General features: G+C 44.1%; 14 protein-coding genes and 1 pseudogene. 9 read left to right on the forward strand and 6 right to left on the reverse strand.

Features of this window, described 5'->3' with window-relative positions; translation table 11 throughout:
- Both NI469_RS12115 and NI469_RS12120 read left to right on the forward strand, forming a co-directional pair.
- A pseudogene (locus NI469_RS12115) lies at positions 1–147 on the forward strand (IS5/IS1182 family transposase); the annotation flags it as partial.
- A 65-nt stretch (positions 148–212) separates the two neighbouring features.
- Positions 213–662: a VOC family protein gene (locus NI469_RS12120; protein WP_253175292.1), complete on the forward strand. Its 450-nt coding sequence runs from the start codon at positions 213–215 to the stop codon at positions 660–662.
- Between the two features lie 65 nt (positions 663–727).
- On the opposite strand, the gene NI469_RS12125 is transcribed toward NI469_RS12120, so the two are convergent.
- The 3 genes from NI469_RS12125 to NI469_RS12135 form a co-directional block, all read right to left on the reverse strand.
- On the reverse strand, positions 728–1,213 hold the full coding sequence (locus NI469_RS12125; RefSeq protein ID WP_005106136.1) for a DUF934 domain-containing protein: 486 nt from the start codon (positions 1,211–1,213) through the stop codon (positions 728–730).
- A complete protein-coding gene (locus tag NI469_RS12130) occupies positions 1,206–2,849 on the reverse strand; it encodes a nitrite/sulfite reductase (protein ID WP_004281706.1) in 1,644 nt (547 codons plus the stop codon). Before NI469_RS12130 ends, NI469_RS12125 begins: the two co-directional genes overlap by 8 nt.
- A gap of 254 nt (positions 2,850–3,103) precedes the next feature.
- The gene (locus NI469_RS12135) at positions 3,104–4,225 is read right to left on the reverse strand and encodes a CaiB/BaiF CoA transferase family protein (protein WP_253175294.1); all 1,122 of its coding nucleotides are present in this window, start codon (positions 4,223–4,225) and stop codon (positions 3,104–3,106) included.
- A 213-nt stretch (positions 4,226–4,438) separates the two neighbouring features.
- Here NI469_RS12135 and NI469_RS12140 point away from each other — a divergent pair, with 213 nt between their 5' ends.
- The 4 genes from NI469_RS12140 (at position 4,439) to NI469_RS12155 (ending at position 9,506) form a co-directional block, all read left to right on the forward strand.
- Positions 4,439–5,449: an AraC family transcriptional regulator gene (locus NI469_RS12140; RefSeq protein WP_064097078.1), complete on the forward strand. Its 1,011-nt coding sequence runs from the start codon at positions 4,439–4,441 to the stop codon at positions 5,447–5,449.
- 195 nt (positions 5,450–5,644) lie between these two features.
- A complete protein-coding gene (locus tag NI469_RS12145) occupies positions 5,645–6,850 on the forward strand; it encodes an acetyl-CoA C-acetyltransferase (protein ID WP_191731268.1) in 1,206 nt (401 codons plus the stop codon).
- A gap of 11 nt (positions 6,851–6,861) precedes the next feature.
- On the forward strand, positions 6,862–8,997 hold the full coding sequence (locus NI469_RS12150) for a 3-hydroxyacyl-CoA dehydrogenase NAD-binding domain-containing protein (RefSeq protein WP_253175296.1): 2,136 nt from the start codon (positions 6,862–6,864) through the stop codon (positions 8,995–8,997).
- 161 nt (positions 8,998–9,158) lie between these two features.
- The gene (locus NI469_RS12155) at positions 9,159–9,506 is read left to right on the forward strand and encodes a hypothetical protein (protein ID WP_253175299.1); all 348 of its coding nucleotides are present in this window, start codon (positions 9,159–9,161) and stop codon (positions 9,504–9,506) included.
- Positions 9,507–9,575: 69 nt separating this feature from the next.
- Here the strand turns inward: NI469_RS12155 and NI469_RS12160 are convergent, their stop codons facing one another.
- Complete coding sequence (locus NI469_RS12160; protein ID WP_253175300.1) at positions 9,576–10,007, reverse strand: GNAT family N-acetyltransferase; 432 nt, start codon at positions 10,005–10,007, stop codon at positions 9,576–9,578.
- On the reverse strand, positions 10,001–11,224 hold the full coding sequence (locus NI469_RS12165) for a class I SAM-dependent methyltransferase (RefSeq protein WP_253175302.1): 1,224 nt from the start codon (positions 11,222–11,224) through the stop codon (positions 10,001–10,003). The genes NI469_RS12160 and NI469_RS12165 overlap by 7 nt, the downstream gene beginning before the upstream one ends.
- Positions 11,225–11,326: 102 nt before the next feature.
- On the opposite strand from NI469_RS12165, the gene trhA reads away from it, so the two are divergent.
- The 3 genes from trhA to NI469_RS12180 all read left to right on the forward strand — a co-directional run bounded on the left by trhA (position 11,327) and on the right by NI469_RS12180 (position 13,956).
- Positions 11,327–11,971 carry a PAQR family membrane homeostasis protein TrhA gene (gene trhA / locus NI469_RS12170; protein ID WP_216986273.1) on the forward strand — a complete coding sequence of 215 codons (645 nt, stop codon included), beginning with the start codon at positions 11,327–11,329 and terminating at the stop codon, positions 11,969–11,971.
- A 142-nt stretch (positions 11,972–12,113) separates the two neighbouring features.
- Complete coding sequence (locus NI469_RS12175; protein WP_004281697.1) at positions 12,114–13,421, forward strand: MFS transporter; 1,308 nt, start codon at positions 12,114–12,116, stop codon at positions 13,419–13,421.
- Positions 13,422–13,554: 133 nt separating this feature from the next.
- Positions 13,555–13,956 (forward strand): hypothetical protein, encoded by a 402-nt coding sequence (locus NI469_RS12180; RefSeq protein WP_004732173.1) that lies wholly within the window; start codon positions 13,555–13,557, stop codon positions 13,954–13,956.
- A 24-nt stretch (positions 13,957–13,980) separates the two neighbouring features.
- On the opposite strand, the gene NI469_RS12185 is transcribed toward NI469_RS12180, so the two are convergent.
- Positions 13,981–14,991, reverse strand: a complete 1,011-nt coding sequence (locus NI469_RS12185) for a metallophosphoesterase (RefSeq protein WP_004281695.1) — start codon at positions 14,989–14,991, stop codon at positions 13,981–13,983.
- Positions 14,992–14,995: the final 4 nt, after the last annotated feature.

A 14,995-nucleotide genomic window follows, 5' to 3' on the forward strand; every position in this document is an offset into this window, starting at 1 on the left:
ATTTAGTTGAAAATATGTTTTGTAGATTAAAGCAATTTAGAGGAATAGCTACTCGATATGACAAGCTCAAAAGAAATTATCAAAGTTCTGTCGCTTTAGCCTGTATATTTTTATGGCTACCTTTATAGGGTTAATTATGAACAGTAAATGTCAACAGACCCTAGTTTAAGCCTGTTAAATTAGAACCATAAAAACAACAACAAAGGTGCGCTATGCAACTCAATCATTATCTTAATTTCCAGGGTGAAACCGAAGCAGCTTTTAATTTTTATAAATCTGTTTTTGGTGGTGAATTTTCAAATCTTACCCGTTATGGTGAAATGCCATCTGAACAAGGCAGTACACTTTCTGAAACCGATAAAAATCTTATTCTGCATGTATCATTACCAATTAATGCATTTATGGAGTTAATGGGATCTGATACCACTGAGCAATTTTGTGCGCAAAATAATGCTGCTCTCAATAAAGGGAATAATCACTATATTTCAATTAATTTGCATGCCCATGAACAACATAAAGCTAAACGCTTATTTGATGCTTTATCGGTGAATGGTCAAATTGAGATGCCGCTAGAAAGAACCTTTTGGGGCGCACTTTATGCCGCCTTTAGCGATCAGTTTGGAATCCACTGGATGATCAACTGTCAACTTGAAGAAAATTAAAGGTTTTTATCAAGACATAAAAAAGCCGGAATCAATCCGGCTTTTTGACAGTAACTTAATTTAAATTATGCACCTGTTTGATAATGTGCCTGTGCAACCGCAGTCGATGCCTGATACGGATTTCTGAAATCATTCAAACCAGCAGCAGCTTCCTGAATATCCTTACCTTCTTTAATCACAAAAGTATCGAAACCAGAACGCTTCATGTAATTCAGTACATCTTTGAATACATCTCCAGTAGCACGCAGTTCGCCCTGGAAACCCTGACGGCGAAGAAGTGCTGCAAATGAATAACCACGGCCATCATTAAAACCGGCAAACTCAATAAAGATTGCATCGAGCTGATCGAGCGGAAAATCATTGGTTTCAGGCGAAGCATCTACAGTTAAGTACAATGCTTTTTTGCCTGTCACATTGGTAATTTGATCTAACTGTTCAACAGTTAATACCACATCACCCTGAGGCAAAACACCATCTTCACCCATCAATTGATAGGTATTGTCTGCAATCGTGCCATCTTTAGAGAGCACTTGAAGTGCGGTATTAAGCATATGCACGCTCCTTAAATGGTTGAATGCCGACACGGCGATAAGTATCGATAAACTCTTCACCATCCTGACGCAGATCAAGATAAGTATTCAGAATTTCTTCTACGATATCCGGCACGACTTCGGCTGCAAATGATGGGCCAAGAATGTCACCAATCGAAGCATCATGATCGGCATTACCGCCTAAAGTGATCTGGTAGAATTCTGCACCTTTCTTGTCTACACCTAAAATACCGATGTTACCCACGTGGTGATGACCACAGGCATTCATACAACCTGAAATATTCAGATCCAGTTTACCTAGGTTATAAATCGTATCCAGATCATCAAAACGGCGGGAAATCGCTTCAGAAATCGGAATGGATTTCGCATTGGCCAATGAACAGAAGTCACCGCCTGGGCAGCAGATGATGTCGGTCAAGAAACCGATATGCGCACGTGCCAGGTTATTTTGGTCAAGGGTTTGCCATACAGCGAACAAATCTTTTTGTGGTACATCGACCAGGGAAATGTTTTGTTCATGCGTGGTACGCAGCTCACCGAAAGTGTACTGATCGGCAAGGTCTGCAATCAGGTTCATTTCTTCGGTGCTGACATCACCCGGTGCAATTCCGGCACGTTTCAGTGAAATCGTCACAATACGATAACCTTTCACTTTATGTGCATTGGTATTGATATTGAACCACTGTTTGAATTTCGGATATTGCGCGAACAATTCAGTGAAATCTTCATCTGCATAATCTTGATAATCGAATGGCGTGAAGTTCTCATCCATTTTTGCCAAAGTGTCTGCATCGATTTTCAGTGTTTTAATCGTATGCTCAAATTCAGCTTCAACTTTCTCGGCAAATACTGCTGGTGTTAAGGCTTTTACCAGAATCTTGATACGCGCTTTATATTTGTTGTCGCGACGGCCATGCAAGTTATACACACGAAGGACTGCTTCCAAATAAGCAATCAGGTCTTCACGTGGCAAGAACTCACGAATAAAGCTACCAATCACTGGCGTACGGCCGAGGCCACCACCGACTTTGATTTTATAGCCCATTTCGCCTGCTTCATTACGCACGATATACACACCGATATCGTGGAATGCAGTGGCTGCACGGTCAGTTTCTTCAAGCGCAGAGACTGCAATCTTGAATTTACGTGGCAAGAAAGCAAATTCCGGATGGAAGGTTGACCATTGACGGATCAATTCACAAGTCGGACGTGGATCGGCAATTTCACCTGCAACCACACCGGCATACTGATCCGTCGTGGTATTACGGATACAGTTACCTGAAGTCTGAATCGCATGCATTTGCACAGTGGCCAGTTCAGCCAGCATATCCGGCACATTTTCCAGCGCAGGCCAGTTAAACTGGATGTTTTGACGGGTCGAAATATGCGCGTAGCCACGGTCATATTCTTTTGCCAAATCAGCCACTTTACGAAGTTGTTTTGAGTTCATCAAACCATAAGGCACGGCAATACGTAACATTGGCGCATAACGCTGTACGTACAAACCATTTTGCAGACGAAGCGGACGATACTCATCTTCAGTGAGTTTACCGGCTAAATAACGTTCCGTTTGGTCACGGAACTGTGCAACACGTTCATTAATCAGTTGCTGATCAAAATCAGTATATAAATACATGGCGTACAGCTAGTAGTTTCTATTATATCGCCGGCAAGGATAGCGAGATTGAACCTATCAATAAAATGCTTTTTATACATATTTCATAGCGGTTTTATTGATAAGCCTGACAAAGTTTCACGGATCTCGGTATTTACAGCACTGGATTAAATTTAAAGTAATAATGATGAAAATCTTCAATTATTATTACTTATTTTCATATAGGAAAAATTTCCTCTCATTTCACTAATAATCTAATTAACACGTTAAGAATATTACCAATTTTGACTTTCTCCCAATTGCTGTCCTACAAACTCATAGCGTATCGTAGAACGTGAAAATTTAATCGGACAAGCCAATTGTGCTTCGGTCTGCTGACTGCTGGATTTGAGTGGCACCTGTACTATCCATCCCCGCTGCTGGGCCAGATCGGAATGTAACGCTTCTTCAAGTTTGAGCACCGGTTCAACACAGACATCCAACGCGGCAAACAGCGTTTGCCATTCAGATAAAGACTTAGTCTTGATTTTATTCTGAATCGCCTGCTTCACCGCAGCATGATCTTCAGCGGCATAAGAGGCGCCTTTTTCCAGAAGAATCGGCAGCTCTAAAGCCTGTGCCAATCCCTGCATAAATTGTGGTTCCAGACTGCCAATCGATAGATAACGCCCATCCTGGGTTTCATAATAGTCGTAAAAAGTACCGCCATTCAGATACCCTGATTCAGGCCGTTGATGCTGATTACCGGCCAGACTGGCAGAAGCCGCCAGATTATTCATCGTCACCACGCAATCGGTCATGGAAATATCAATATATTGCCCTTTTCCGCTTTGCTGACGTTCAATCACCGCGGCCAGAATCGCAATCACGGCATGCATGGAACCACCCGCAACATCAGCGACCTGAATCCCCAAGGCAGGTGGGCCATTTTCAATCCGGCCACTGTGTCCGGCAATTCCGGATAAAGCCAGATAATTAATGTCGTGCCCTGCCTTATCTTTATATGTGCCAGTTTGGCCGTAACCGGTAATGGAACAGTAAATCAATTTTGGATTAATTTCGCTTAAGGTTTGATAGTCTAGCCCAAGACGTTGCATTACACCGGGACGGAATTGCTCAATCACAATGTCATAATCTGCAATCTTGGATTTAACCAGTTCAATATTCGCAGGATCTTTCAAATCCAGTGCAACCGATTGCTTGTTTCGGTTCAAATAACTTTGTGAAGTGGCCTGTCCATTGGCAAAGGGTGGCATTAATCGCAACAGGTCCGGTCGGGTTGGTGATTCAATATGCACAACTTCTGCACCTAAATCAGCAAGATATAATGTGGCAAACGGGCCGGGTAAAAGTGTAGAAAAATCTAGGATTTTCAATCCTTTTAATACATATGACATTGGAGTATTTGCTCTACTTATATTGCTTTTTTCAGCATCTTAGGCACATAAATGCACAAAAACAATGTCATGTTCAGCCATTTACCTTGATAGTTTCGGCAATCTAATATGTAAGAAAATGGCAAAGGTATTCTTGTAAATTGCCATTGCTTTATTATTTTTCGTCATTTAGGTCAATTATTAGTGAACATTAAAGAGACTGAAGGATTAAACATGAGTCGTGATACGATCAGTATCCACTTCGTCAATGCTGCCTTATCTGGCGTTAAACGTCTGGGCATGGATGTCGATACTTTATTGTCTCACGTCGGGATTGAAGCAGAGCTGCTGCATCAGCCCAAAGCGCGTATTTCGCCTGAACAATATACCCGCTTTATTAAAATGTTGTGGATGGTGACCCAGGACGAGCATGTCGGCTTTGACAAACAGCAACGCCGTCTGGGTACGTTTGCGATCATGTGCCAGCTGATTATTCATGCCAAAACCCTCGGTGATGCACTGGAACTTTCTTCCCAGTTCTACAAACTCTTCGGTGATGACTGGTCGGTGACCCTGGAACGTGACAAGCATGAAGCACGTCTGGTGCCATTGATTCCAAATGCAATGGATCCGGATCACTTTATTACCGAAAGTATGCTAATGATCTGGCATGGCCTTGCTTCCTGGCTTATTGAGCGTCGTGTACCGCTGGAACGCGTACACTTTAGCTATCCGCGTCCAGCCCATGCTGATGAATATGATGCTTTATTCTTTGCACCAGTGATGCAGTTTGACATGCCACGCACCGAAATTACCTTTGCTGCGGACTATCTGGATCTGCCCGTTCGCCAGAATGAAGAAACTCTGGAAGAGTTTTTGAAAGCAGCACCGGCCCAACTGCTGGTGAAATTCAAAAATACCAATTCACTGACCTCCAGAATCCGTGATGTGCTGAAGAGCCAGATTGGTGAAGAAATGCCAACCTTGAATGATGTGGCATCGATGTTATATCTATCACCGCAAACCTTGCGTCGTCGTCTGGCAGCCGAAGGCAAAAGCTATCAAGGTGTGAAAGATGCATTGCGTCGTGATGCCGCAATTCACCTGTTACTTAACCCTGATCTTACCCTTGAAGATGTCGCACAACAGGTCGGTTTCAGTGAAACCAGTACCTTCCACCGTGCTTTCAAAAAATGGACAGGTGTGACTCCGGGTCTGTATCGTCAATTACACGGTTATCATTAAGCTGATACTACCGAACCGTCAAAAATTAAAATCGTTTCTCTCCGCCTAAGCTCCCTAGCTTAGGCTTTTTTTATGGTTAGAATTGGCTAAATCGCTCAAATGATCTGGCCCGTTCTCGTCATTGCACTTCAAAAATTAAGTATTACACTCGAGTCATTAGAATAAATTTCATCAAATCAATAAAAGGGACAAGCTATGAGCGAGGCATATATTATTGACGCCATTCGTACCCCACGTGGAAAAGGCAAAAAAGATGGATCTTTATATCAGGTAAAACCCATTTCCTTATTGACTGGCTTACTCAACGAACTTCAGGCGCGTCATCAGTTTGATACCGCAAAAGTGGATGATATCGTGCTCGGTTGTGTTACCCCGATTGGTGATCAGGGTGCCGATATTGCCAAAACGGCTGCCATCGCTGCCGGCTGGGACAATGATGTAGCGGGTGTGCAAATTAACCGTTTTTGTGCGTCCGGTCTGGAAGCTGTCAATCTGGCCGCACAAAAAGTCCGTTCTGGCTGGGAAGATCTGGTTGTTGCAGGTGGAGTCGAATCCATGTCCCGCGTGCCGATGGGTTCAGACGGCGGGCCCTGGGCACTGGATCCTGAGACCAATATGGCCTGTGACTTTATTCCACAAGGTATTGGTGCAGATTTGATTGCTACCATTGACGGTTATAGCCGTGCAGATGTGGATCAGTTTGCCGAACAATCACAAAAGAAAGCAGCTGCCGCTCAAGCCAATGGTTATTTCAACGCCTCTGTTATTCCAGTAAAAGACAAAGCTGGTGTAGTAATTCTGGACAAAGACGAATTTATCAAACCGACAACGACTGCAGAAGGCCTGGGCAAACTCAATCCAAGTTTCGCCACTATGGGGCAAATGGGCTTTGATGCAATTGCCCTGCAAAAATATCCTGAAGTCGGTGCTGTCAATCATGTGCATCATGCCGGGAATTCTTCAGGCATTGTCGATGGCGCGGCTGTGGTTTTATTGGCCTCGGAACAAGCAGTAAAAGAACAAGGTCTGAAGCCACGTGCCAAAGTACTGGCGACGGCACTGGTCGGTGCAGATCCGACCATTATGCTGACCGGCCCTGCCCCGGCTGCTCGTAAGGCCTTGGCGAAAGCCGGTTTAACAATTGATGATATTGACCTGTTTGAAGTCAATGAAGCCTTTGCTGCCGTGGTGATGCGCTTTATCAATGAGATGAAGGTTGATCCTGCCAAGGTGAATGTTAACGGGGGCGCAATTGCCATGGGACATCCACTCGGTGCGACTGGTGCGATGATTTTAGGGACATTACTGGACGAGTTAGAACGCCAGGGCAAAAAACGTGGACTAGCCACACTTTGCGTGGGTGGCGGTATGGGCATCGCAACTATTATTGAACTGGTATAAGGAGAAAAATAATGAGCGCAATTCAATATCAAAAAAATAAAGATAATATTGTCATTCTGACCTTTGATTCTCCAAACCAGTCTGCCAATACCATGAATGCCGACTTTCGCACGGCACTGGATGAAGTCGTTGCCCAGTTACAAGCAGATGAAGATATTGCCGGGATTATTTTCCGTTCAACGAAAAAAACTTTCTTTGCTGGTGGTGATCTGGACGAACTGATTCAAGCTACTCCTGAACATGCAACTGAATTCTTCAATATGATTGAAGAGATGAAAGCCAAACTACGCTATATCGAAACTCGCGGTATTCCTGTGGTTGCTGCACTGAATGGTACGGCGCTTGGCGGTGGTTGGGAAATTGCCTTGTGTGCCCATCATCGTATTGCCCTGAATGACCCTAAAAGCAAATTTGGCCTGCCTGAAGTCACATTGGGTTTATTACCAGGTGGCGGTGGTATCGTCCGTAGCGTCCGCCTGCTCGGTCTGCAAAATGCCCTTCCTTTATTGATGGAAGGCAAACAGTTTGGAGTCGATAAAGCCGTATCTCTTGGCTTAATTCATGATGTCGCAGACAGTACCGATGAATTGCTGGAAAAGGCCATTGCCTGGATCAAAGCCAATCCAAAATCTCAGCAGCCATTCGATGCAAAAGGCTATAAAATTCCGGGTGGTAGCCCTTCGACACCAGCAGTTGCCCAAATGCTGGCAATTGCTCCGGCGATGCTACGCGATAAAACCAAAGGCTGCTACCCTGCACCTGAAGCAATCATGTCGGCTGCGGTAGAAGGTGCACAGGTCGATGTCGATACAGCCCTGACCATTGAATCACGTTACTTTACTTATCTTGCCATCGGTCAAATTTCTAAAAATATGATTGGTACCTTCTGGCATGGCCTGAATGCAAACAAGTCCGGCGCCAGTCGCCCTCAAGGTATTGAAAGGTGGAAAGCCACTAAAGTCGGTATTCTAGGTGCTGGTATGATGGGGGCTGGGATCGCCTATGCGACTGTCAGCACAGGCATTCCTGTGGTATTAAAAGATATTTCAATCGAAGCGGCTGAAAAAGGCAAAGCCTATAGCCAGAAACTGCTGGATAAAAAAGTCGCTCAGGGGCGTTTATCAGCCGAGAAACGAGATCAGGTTTTAAGCCTGATTCAAACAACTGCATCTAATACAGATCTAGCCGGTTGTGACCTGATCATTGAAGCAGTTTTTGAAAATCCCGCACTCAAGGCTCAAGTTACACAAGAGGCAGAACAATATCTTGCCAGCAACGGCGTAATGGCTTCGAATACCTCGACCCTGCCGATTACAGAGTTAGCCCAGGCTTCAAAAAATGATCAGAACTTTATCGGCCTGCATTTCTTCAGTCCGGTCGATAAAATGCAGCTGGTGGAAATTATCAAAGGTAAAAATACCTCGGCAGAAACGCTGGCCAAAGCTTTCGACTTCGTGCAGCAAATTGGCAAATTACCGATTGTGGTGAATGACAGCCGTGGTTTCTTTACCAGCCGCGTGTTTGGTACCTTTGTACAGGAAGGTTTACGCCTGCTGGCAGAAGGTGTACATCCAGCGCGAATTGAAATGGCTGCACTCAAAGCCGGTATGCCAGTGGGCCCGTTGGCGATTCAGGATGAAGTGTCATTGACCTTGTCTGAACATGTAGCCAATGAAAGATACAAAGCTTTAGAAGCACAAGGTCAGACCATCACTAAATCACCTGCGGATGACGTGATTCACAGCATGATTCACGAATTTAACCGTAAAGGTAAGGTTGCAGACGCAGGTTTTTATGATTATCCGGCCGATGCCAAAAAGCAGCTCTGGTCTGGTCTCAGCCACTGGAAAAAAGACAACGATATTTCTGAACAGGAAATGATTGACCGCTTCCTGTTTGTACAGGCACTAGATACCGTACGCTGTCTGGAAGAAGGTGTCCTGGAATCCGTGGTCGATGCCAATGTGAGTTCCATTTTTGGTATTGGCTTTGCCGCCTGGACGGGCGGTGCAGTACAATTCTTGAATCAGTATGGTCTGGCCAGAGCTGTGACCCGTGCCAAAGTACTTGAAAATAAATATGGCGAACGCTTCAAAGCTCCACAGCTCCTCAAAGATCGCGCAGCACACACCCAGCCGATTCAATAATTTGAGCACTTAAATAAAAGAGGAACGTGTTTCCTCTTTTTTTATCTTTCAGATTTGCTTCAAGCACGGAACAGCGTTATGTGATGACAGATTTTGATCTGCTTTTTGATTAATTTATGTTATAAAGTTACATAAGTTTGGTATCCACGTGGGTAAGACCTATGACTGATCACAGTTCACCTGAAAAATCTCCTTGGGGTTGGAAAGCACTTATTATCTTCTGTATTTTAGGTGGATTATTCATGCTTATTTTTTGGCTTGCAGTAAGTAATGAACCGGATTACATGCCAAGCCAGCAAAATAAACAGAACACTCAGCAACACGCTTTTAAAAATGCACCGACGATGTCTCCAGAAGCCATTGCCAAAGCGCAAGCGGATCGTGAAGCACGTGAAGCTGCCAATGTGGCTCCTACAGATACGACAGCCACTGAGCATCATATGTCAGCTGAAGAACATGCCAACATGGATAATGCCGAGCACAGCTCAAATGCAGCACATGGCCACTGATCCAGATTCAGTCTATGCATAAAAAAGCGAGGTCAATGCCTCGCTTTTTCGTATTTGAATGGCTGAAAATTAAAGCTTTAAATACATATCAATATGCGGAATTCCACAATCCAGATATTCATCACCTTGAGCTTCAAATCCCAGCGCTTGATAGAAGCCAATGGCGTGCACTTGCGAAGACAGCTTTACCAACTTACGCTGCTCTGCACGCGCATAGTCAATCACGGCCTGCATCAAGCGCTGACCAACACCTAAACCGCGTGCTGTTGTTAGGACTGCAACCCGACCGATACTATTATTTGACAATAAGCGTGCTGTAGCAATCGCCTGACCCTGCTGAAAAACAATGAAATGTACAGCAACCGCATCCTCAGCATCCCATTCATCTTCAGCTGCAATATGCTGTTCTTGAATAAACACGGCTTCACGAATCGCTTTGGCATGCGCTGCCAAATCCTTCCAGCTGCCGGACACTATTTTCAGTTCTGGACTATTTAGCATTTAGAACCAATTCCCTGCTGATCCCACTGATCATTGAGCAATAATTCCAGTGAATGTTTCTGGATTCCATACATCTCTTTTAAGGCCTGAATTTGTGCCAGAACCACTTGATCAGGTTGTTGATAGTCTTTGCGTTTTGTCGCCAGAATCATTTTATTTTTACTGGTATGTTCCAGCGCCACAAATTCAAATACCTTGGTTTCATAGCCATAAGCTTTGAGCAGTAAAGCACGTATGGTATCAGTCAGCATTTCGGCCTGCTGTCCGGCATGAATACCAAACTGTAACATCGGACTCAGGACTTTTGGCGCCTGCAACTGCGGACGCAATTCCTTATGACAACACGGTGCACACATGATCATCTGTGCATTCAGGCGAATCCCGCTATGAATCGCAAAATCTGTTGCTACATCACAGGCATGTAAGGCAATCATCACATCCAGACGTTCTGGCGCATAAGTACGCACATCCCCCTGGAAAAAGTCCAGCTGATCAAAACCAGATTGCTGCGCGACATTCTGGCAGAATTCAACCATTTTCGGATTAAGCTCTACCCCCGTGACATGCGGCGTTTGACCATGTTTTTGCATATAGTCATATAAAGCACAGGTCAGATAGCCTTTACCCGAACCAAAATCCACCACGCGCAGGCCTTCGGCTTGTGGCTTAATCTGCGCCAGGGCACCTGAGAAAATTTCCACAAACTTATTAATCTGCTTCCATTTGCGCGCCATGCTCGGAATAATTTGCGCTTTTTGATCGGTAATCCCGAGATGCTGGAGAAAGATACTGTCCTGATCGACAAAACGTTGTTTAATCCGGTCATGACCTTGTTCAGCAGGCTTCGCCTGATTCATCGCTACTTTATGTTTACTGCGCGTTAACATGGCTTTTTTCTTGTTTTTTTTCAGCTGTAATTCTTCATCGACGGTGATCAGATTGGCTTGTTTGCAACACGCCAGTAGTGAAGTAACCTGAAATAATGCTTCATCCAAAGGATAATTCTTGGTGACATCCTGCGTCTTGTAACGATACAGGCAGCTCAATACGCGCTGTTCATTTAATGTAATGACTCGCAAGGTCATTTTCTCTAAATCCTGCAGTTCACCTTTATACTGGCTTAAGATCAGGCGATCGAATTGATTCCTTTCAACAGCTTGCTGAAAGGTATCCAAGAATTGCTGTTCCTGATCTGAGAGAGTTGCCAACGTTGACATAGATAAAACCTGAAATGAATTGCGCATCAAGTTTAAATCTTCTTAACCTAAAAGCAAAATTGAATTACTATACAAGTGTATATTTGAAAAAGAATGACAATCATGCAGAATGCTCCACTGGTTCCAGATTATGATCAAAATGAGGAACGGATTAACTATATTAGTCATGGTGTAGGTGCCGGGCTGTCCATTATTGCCGGTATTCTTTTGATTATTAAAGGGTCTTACCTGAGTACTGGACAATGGATTGGTCTTTGGGTTTATGCACTGAGCATGATTCTGTTATTTTCTGCTTCCATGCTTTACCACATGGCCACTGCAGCAGACCGCCGTTATTTTTATAAAAAAATCGATCATACTGCGATTTATTATTTAATCGCCGGAACTTATACCCCTTTCCTATCGATTGCCATTCCGACCGCCAAAGCCCAGTATTTATTGATTGCACTGTGGGTGATTGCCCTTCTTGGTACACTTTTCAAGTTCGTTTTCATTCATCGTTTCCAGAAACTTTCTTTAGCGGCTTATCTGGCCATGGGCTGGCTGGCGCTGCTGGTGATTGATGATATGCAGCAATATTTAAGTGTTCAATCTTTAACCTTTCTCATCATTGGTGGACTCGCTTATACCGTGGGTGCATTGTTTTACGCTTTAAAAAGAGTAAGATATACCCACGCTATCTGGCACATATTTGTATTGATAGGCGCAGGATCACATTTTCTGTCTATCTATCTTTACGTGATTTAATCATCTCCTTTTTCATTTCAGTGACCCTGAGCGAGTTGAAGCGAGAAGATTGCAGTTGTTTTTTTAAAAAATTACGCCTTTTTTAAAAAGATTACGCTTTTAAAACTAAGTTTTTTTATTTTTAGTAAGTGTAAGGTTTTCCATGGCGTCGTCTAATTCTGCTGCTCAGCCAGCACAAAATTCAAAATTTCGCGTTTTAACAGCAAGCTTGGTAGGCACTACAATCGAATTCTTCGATTTTTATATTTATGCCACCGCTGCTGTCATTATTTTTCCGTATCTGTTTTTCCCTACCAGTACAGATCCGATGACCGCAACCATTCAGTCTCTTGCGACTTTTGCCATTGCATTTATTGCCCGTCCGATTGGTGCAGCATTATTTGGTCATTTAGGTGACCGGATCGGACGAAAAGCCACCTTGGTTGCAGCTTTGCTGACTATGGGGATTTCAACCGTTGCGATTGGTCTATTGCCAACTTATGCGCAAATCGGAATTGCTGCACCACTGTTACTTGCACTGTGCCGTTTAGGTCAGGGCTTGGGTCTGGGTGGTGAATGGTCAGGTGCGGTACTTCTTGCAACTGAAAATGCCCCGGAAGGCAAACGTGCCTGGTATGGCATGTTCCCGCAACTGGGTGCTCCGATCGGCTTTATTCTGGCAACAGGTTCTTTCCTGACCCTTGGCGCTTTCATGTCTGAAGCTGACTTTATGGCGTGGGGCTGGCGTATTCCGTTTATCTCAAGTGCCTTGTTGGTAATTGTCGGTTTATGGATTCGTCTAAAATTGCATGAAACACCTGCTTTCCAGAAAGTACTAGATAAACAAAAAGAGGTGAATGTTCCTTTTGTTCAGGTATTCAAAAAGCATTCTCGTATGCTGGTTCTGGGTACGATTGCTGCAATCTGTACATTCGTTGTGTTCTATCTTACTACGGTATTTGCATTGCAATGGGGAACCAAACAACTCGGTTATTCTCGTGAAGAATTCCTGCAATTGCAGTTAGTTGCAACCCTATGTTTTGCTGCCTTTATCCCGCTTTCAGCAGTATTGGCTGAGAAATTTGGCCGTAAGACCACTTCGATTGCGGTATGTGTCATTTCTGCGATCTTCGGTATCTTCTTTGCAGATATGCTTGAATCTGGCAGCACTTTGGTGGTGTTCCTGTTCTTGTGTATTGGTCTGGCGATCATGGGCTTAACTTATGGGCCAATCGGTACTGTATTGTCTGAAATCTTCCCGACTTCAGTACGTTATACAGGTTCTGCATTAACCTTTAACTTGGCAGGTATTTTCGGCGCATCATTTGCACCACTAATCGCAACCAAGCTGGCAACGGCCTATGGTCTGTCTGCAGTCGGTTATTACCTGACCGCAGCATCTATCCTCTCGCTTGTCGCGTTTTTACTGATTCGTGAAACCAAGAATGATGATGTAAACAATCAGATCTAAGGTTTTAGATCGATTCAAAAGCCAGCACTCGATGCTGGCTTTTTTTATGATTTCACAACAAAACTCGGCTACTTATCTCGTTAAATTTGCTCAACAATCAAATGAACTCAATTCAAAAAAATGAGGCAAGGCCATGCAGGATCTTATTGAATACCTCTCGCAGGAGCAGTTGGTCAATATCATTATTTTGCTGGAAGATGATAAAAAATTAGAAGCTGTTCGCTATATCACCGAGAATACGCCCTTGGATGAAGCTCAGGCACTGCAAGTGATTGATGAAATTGTGCGGGAACATGATGTGGTCATGAAGCATGAAAGTACCGGTCCACGCTTTAGTGATGATGCCGGTGATATCGACCTGGTGACACCGCCACTGGAAATCCCCACCCATCCTAGTTTGAGCACATCCACAGAAGCTGAAATCACTGCGCAACAATTACGTGAAAATGTGCCAACCCGAAAAATCGAAAAGAAAATTTGGATGATGGCGGCCGTCGCGGTGGTGTTATTGATTCTGGTCTGGATCATCAGTTAACGTGGTACAGCACGTCGACTGAATTTAAATCAGTTCAATAATATCAATGGTAGGCGGCACCCGGAAACGGAAAGGCACACCGACCAAGCCGGTACCGACAGTAACGAACACATCTGCATGTTCATGGCGGTACATGCCCTTTTTATGTCCCAAAATTGAAACCTTTTTCATGACGTAATTAGTTAGCCAAGGCAGCTCTACCTGTCCGCCATGAGTATGCCCAGACAGCATCAGAGGACGCGTTGGCAGTTTGGGAATCATATCGACCGTATCCGGGTTATGCGAAAGAATGACCCAAGGCTTGTCCTGAGGCAAGTCTGGCAAACTGCGCATATCGGCTTTTCCAGCCCAGAGATCACCCACGCCCAAAAGGCGAAACTCATCAAATTCGACAATTTGACCTTCGATATCCATGACCTGATTGACTTGCAGTGCATAGTGCAACAGTTCGCGAATCGGCGGTCCGGGATATTGCTCGTCATGGTTACCATTGACTGAATAGACCGGAGCGTGAATCTCTTTTAAAACTGCCAATTCCTGTGCCAGTTTATTTTCTGGCTCGTAAGTCCAGTCGCCAGCAACCACCACCAAATCAGGTTGAATATGATTTAATTTGTGTACAATTTGTCGCAACTGACGCTCATGACCCGAAAACAGACCGATATGCAAATCTGCAATCAGGGCGATTTTTACTGGCTGCTTTAAACGTTTATCTGCATTGATCTGATATTGTGTCGTTTTCACTTGAATTAAATGCGGCTCGATAAAGCGAGCATAAGTCAGAACCCCACTAAGCAGAAATACAAAAATGGCTTCATGCAGTGAATAATATCCCGTCCATCCAGCATAAATACTGAAGAAAACCAAAGGGATTAATAAATAGGCAAGATAAAAAGCCAGCAAATGACCAAAAGCTTTAAAGGGATGAATGGTTTCGGTACGTGATTGGCTCGACCATGCCTGAGCCACAGCCCAGATGGCTAAAATCGCCATTCCCAAATAAAAATAAAACAGTACGGAATTCGAATCCCACATAAAT

The organism is Acinetobacter lwoffii, assembly GCF_024129735.1.
GTDB classification, from domain to species: domain Bacteria; phylum Pseudomonadota; class Gammaproteobacteria; order Pseudomonadales; family Moraxellaceae; genus Acinetobacter; species Acinetobacter lwoffii_H.

Coding starts and splice junctions, on each gene's coding strand:
- NI469_RS12120 (WP_253175292.1), top strand. CDS start 213: ATGCAACTCAATCATTATCTTAATTTCCAGGGTGAAACCGAAGCAGCT.
- NI469_RS12125 (WP_005106136.1), bottom strand. CDS start 1,213: ATGCTTAATACCGCACTTCAAGTGCTCTCTAAAGATGGCACGATTGCA.
- NI469_RS12130 (WP_004281706.1), bottom strand. CDS start 2,849: ATGTATTTATATACTGATTTTGATCAGCAACTGATTAATGAACGTGTT.
- NI469_RS12135 (WP_253175294.1), bottom strand. CDS start 4,225: ATGTCATATGTATTAAAAGGATTGAAAATCCTAGATTTTTCTACACTT.
- NI469_RS12140 (WP_064097078.1), top strand. CDS start 4,439: ATGAGTCGTGATACGATCAGTATCCACTTCGTCAATGCTGCCTTATCT.
- NI469_RS12145 (WP_191731268.1), top strand. CDS start 5,645: ATGAGCGAGGCATATATTATTGACGCCATTCGTACCCCACGTGGAAAA.
- NI469_RS12150 (WP_253175296.1), top strand. CDS start 6,862: ATGAGCGCAATTCAATATCAAAAAAATAAAGATAATATTGTCATTCTG.
- NI469_RS12155 (WP_253175299.1), top strand. CDS start 9,159: ATGACTGATCACAGTTCACCTGAAAAATCTCCTTGGGGTTGGAAAGCA.
- NI469_RS12160 (WP_253175300.1), bottom strand. CDS start 10,007: ATGCTAAATAGTCCAGAACTGAAAATAGTGTCCGGCAGCTGGAAGGAT.
- NI469_RS12165 (WP_253175302.1), bottom strand. CDS start 11,224: ATGTCAACGTTGGCAACTCTCTCAGATCAGGAACAGCAATTCTTGGAT.
- trhA (WP_216986273.1), top strand. CDS start 11,327: ATGCAGAATGCTCCACTGGTTCCAGATTATGATCAAAATGAGGAACGG.
- NI469_RS12175 (WP_004281697.1), top strand. CDS start 12,114: ATGGCGTCGTCTAATTCTGCTGCTCAGCCAGCACAAAATTCAAAATTT.
- NI469_RS12180 (WP_004732173.1), top strand. CDS start 13,555: ATGCAGGATCTTATTGAATACCTCTCGCAGGAGCAGTTGGTCAATATC.
- NI469_RS12185 (WP_004281695.1), bottom strand. CDS start 14,991: ATGTGGGATTCGAATTCCGTACTGTTTTATTTTTATTTGGGAATGGCG.